This window comes from Pseudomonas sp. NPDC087598 (genome assembly GCF_044743525.1).
In the GTDB taxonomy this organism is placed as follows: Bacteria; Pseudomonadota; Gammaproteobacteria; order Pseudomonadales; family Pseudomonadaceae; genus Aquipseudomonas.
In genome coordinates, this window is record NZ_JBIUWQ010000018.1 from 102513 (window position 1) to 105562 (window position 3050).

Annotated in this window: 3 protein-coding genes and 1 pseudogene; all 4 read right to left on the bottom strand. The window is 60.1% G+C overall.

The window, feature by feature from the left end; all coding sequences use genetic code 11:
* A partial coding sequence (gene ispG, locus ACIOWE_RS12740) for a flavodoxin-dependent (E)-4-hydroxy-3-methylbut-2-enyl-diphosphate synthase (protein WP_401391640.1) occupies positions 1-780 on the bottom strand: 780 nt, incomplete at its 3' end.
* Between the two features lie 3 nt (positions 781-783).
* Positions 784-1827: a RodZ domain-containing protein gene (locus tag ACIOWE_RS12745; RefSeq protein WP_401391643.1), complete on the bottom strand. Its 1044-nt coding sequence runs from the start codon at positions 1825-1827 to the stop codon at positions 784-786.
* Positions 1827-2585 (bottom strand): type IV pilus biogenesis/stability protein PilW, encoded by a 759-nt coding sequence (gene pilW, locus ACIOWE_RS12750; RefSeq protein ID WP_201236917.1) that lies wholly within the window; start codon positions 2583-2585, stop codon positions 1827-1829. The genes ACIOWE_RS12745 and pilW overlap by 1 nt, the downstream gene beginning before the upstream one ends.
* Before the next feature lie 12 nt (positions 2586-2597).
* Positions 2598-3050 (bottom strand): annotated as a pseudogene (locus tag ACIOWE_RS12755) (23S rRNA (adenine(2503)-C(2))-methyltransferase RlmN); the annotation flags it as partial.

A 3050-nucleotide genomic window follows, 5' to 3' on the forward strand; every position in this document is an offset into this window, starting at 1 on the left:
CAGATGCAAAGACTTGAGAATGTCGAAACCGACCTTCACTTCCTCGACCGGGTCGGCCGCCAGCGAGATGCGGATAGTATCGCCAATCCCCTCGGCGAGCAGCATACCTAGGCCCACGGCGGATTTCACTGTGCCCGAACGCAATCCACCGGCTTCGGTGATGCCCAGGTGCAGCGGCTGGACGATTTCTTTCGCCAGCAAGCGGTAGGCTTCGACGGCCATGAACACGTCGGAGGCCTTCACGCTGACCTTGAAGTCCTGGAAATTCAGGCGTTCGAGGTGTTCGACGTGGCGTAGAGCGGACTCGACCAGCGCCGCTGGAGTCGGCTCGCCGTATTTCTTTTGCAGGTCTTTTTCCAGGGAACCGGCGTTGACGCCGATGCGAATCGGAATCCCGCGATCACGCGCGGCATCGACCACGGCACGCACGCGGTCTTCACGACCGATGTTGCCCGGGTTGATTCGCAGGCAGTCCACACCCAGTTCGGCTACGCGCAAAGCGATCTTGTAGTCGAAATGAATGTCGGCAACCAGCGGCACCTTGACCAGTTGCTTGATTTTGCCGAACGCCTCGGCGGCGTCCATGTCCGGTACCGATACGCGGACGATGTCGACGCCAGCGGCTTCCAGACGATTGATCTGCGCAACGGTGGCAGCAACATCATTGGTGTCGCTGTTGGTCATGCTCTGCACAGCGATCGGCGCATCGCCGCCCACCGGCACGTTGCCGACCCAGATCTTGCGCGAAACGCGACGTTTGATTGGAGATTCGCCGTGCATGACTTATTGACCCAACTTCAGGCGAGCAGTCTCGCCACTGGTGAACGGAGCGACATCGACCGGCTGGCCGTTGTAGCTGACCTGCGCGCCACGGGCATAGCCCAGACGCACGGCAAATGGTGGCTTGCCGGCAACCGCCAGGCTGTCGCCTTTACGCTTGAGACCACTGAATAGAACCTTGCCGCTGCCGTCGCTGACCTGGGTCCAGCAATCGGCAACGAATTGCACCGACACCTGGCCTTGACCCGCCACTGGAGCGGCTGCGACAACAGCAGGAGCGCCGACCGCCGGGGCCACTGGTGCTGTGATAGTCGGCGCTGGCGTGTTCGGAACAGTTGGGGCCCGGGTAGCCGGTGTTGCAACAACCGGGGCAGGCGTATGAACCGGGGCTGCGGGCGTTGCGCTCGGAGCAGCTGGAGCAACTGGTGCAGTTGCTGGCGCAGCAGGCTCGGCACCGGTCGATTCAGCGGTGGTTTCCGACTGCGGCAGCGCCAGCGCTGTAGCGCCTTCGGCCTGACCTTCGGCAACGGCCTGATCTTCCGGCTCGTCGATCGGGTGAATCTGCGTGGTGCCATCGGCGCCTTCGACTTCGACGTGCTCCGGGGCCAGCGTGGTCAAGTCTTTGCTACGCAGCGAGGTCTGATCCTGCCACCAGACGAAACCGCCGCCGATGACTGCGATCAGCAACAACAGGCTGACGATCCGCAAAATAGTGTGGGACACCCGCACCGGCTCTTCGATACGGCCCAGCGCATGGACGTTGCTGCCCTGGGAATCGGTGCCGGTGGACTGGTCGAACTGCTGAACCAGAACGGTCTGGTCCATACCGAGCAACTTGGCATAGGCGCGAATATAACCGCGAGCGAAGGTATGCCCCGGCAGCTTGTCGAAAGCGCCGGTTTCAAGATTGCTCAGGGAGGTCACGGTGAGGTTGAGCTTGAGGGCCACTTCGGCCAGCGACCAGCCATTGCTTTCGCGGGCCTGGCGCAGGGTCTCACCGGGGTTAACGCGATTCGCTGCTACAACTTCGGGATGCGCCGCTTTCATCATTGCTCCGACAGGTATTGCTGATATTCCGGCGTACCGGGATAGAGTCGTTTTAATTGCAGGCCGTAACTGGCGGCCTTGTCGCGATCTTCAAACACTTTTGCCAGCCGAACGCCGAGCAATAGACTACGTGCATTTTGCTCGGTAAGCAGGCTGAAACGGTCGTAATAGTCACGCGCGGGCACATAATGCCTGTCTTCGAAGGACAACTCAGCCATTTCCAGCAGTGCACGCGGTTGTTGACGGTTCAAACGCAGAGCCTTTTCCAGCTGCTGCTGCGCCAACTCACGCTGCCCCAGCTTTGATGCGGTCATGCCGAGGTTCTCGAACACACGCGAACGCTCAGGATACAGGGTATCGGCGGCGGCCTGTTCAAAACGCTCGTAGGCTTCCTTGTAACGCTGTTCTTCGTAGAGAAAACTGCCGTAGTTGTTGAGGATGCGCGCATCGGCGGGACGGGAGGACAAGGCTTTGCGGAAATGCTCGTCGGCCAGTTTCGGCTCCATCTCGGCCTGAAACACCAGGCCGAGGGCGGCATTGGCGTCGGGATCGGAGCTATCCAGATCCAGTGCCTTCTTCAGCGGCACCTTGGCCCGCTCGGTCATGCCCTGCTGCAAATACCCCAGCCCCAACTGCACATACGCAGCCCGCGCTTCATCGCGGCCCTTGCTGGTCTTCATCGGGTTGTAGTCACCCGACAGGACACAACCAGCACTCAGGCTGGCCAACAGCAACAGCAGCGCAAAGCGCAGGGACATAGAGATCCTCTCTTAATTAGTGTTCGCGGCGTTCTGTGCCAGATCGCTGTCGGCGCTCAATTCACGCACGGCGATGTAACGTTCGCTGCGACGGGTGCGATCCAGCACCTGCCCTACCAATTGACCACAAGCGGCGTCGATATCTTCACCACGAGTGGTGCGGACAGTGACGTTGAAACCGGCCTGATGCAACTGATCCTGGAACCGGCGGATAGCATTGTTGCTCGGCCGCTCGTACCCGGAGTGCGGGAACGGGTTGAACGGGATCAGGTTGATCTTGCACGGAATGTTCTTCAGCAGCTCGATCATTTCCACCGCATGCTCAACTTTATCGTTGATGTCCTTGAGCAAGGTGTACTCGATGGTCAGCACACGCTTCTCGCCAAGGGCGGACATGTAGCGCTGGCACGACTCGAGCAGCATCTTAAGCGGATATTTCTTGTTGATCGGCCGCAATTGGTTAGG

Bases quoted from the DNA above. Each gene is read 5' to 3' on its own strand.
- ACIOWE_RS12745 (WP_401391643.1), bottom strand. From the start codon at position 1,827: ATGAAAGCGGCGCATCCCGAAGTTGTAGCAGCGAATCGCGTTAACCCC.
- pilW (WP_201236917.1), bottom strand. From the start codon at position 2,585: ATGTCCCTGCGCTTTGCGCTGCTGTTGCTGTTGGCCAGCCTGAGTGCT.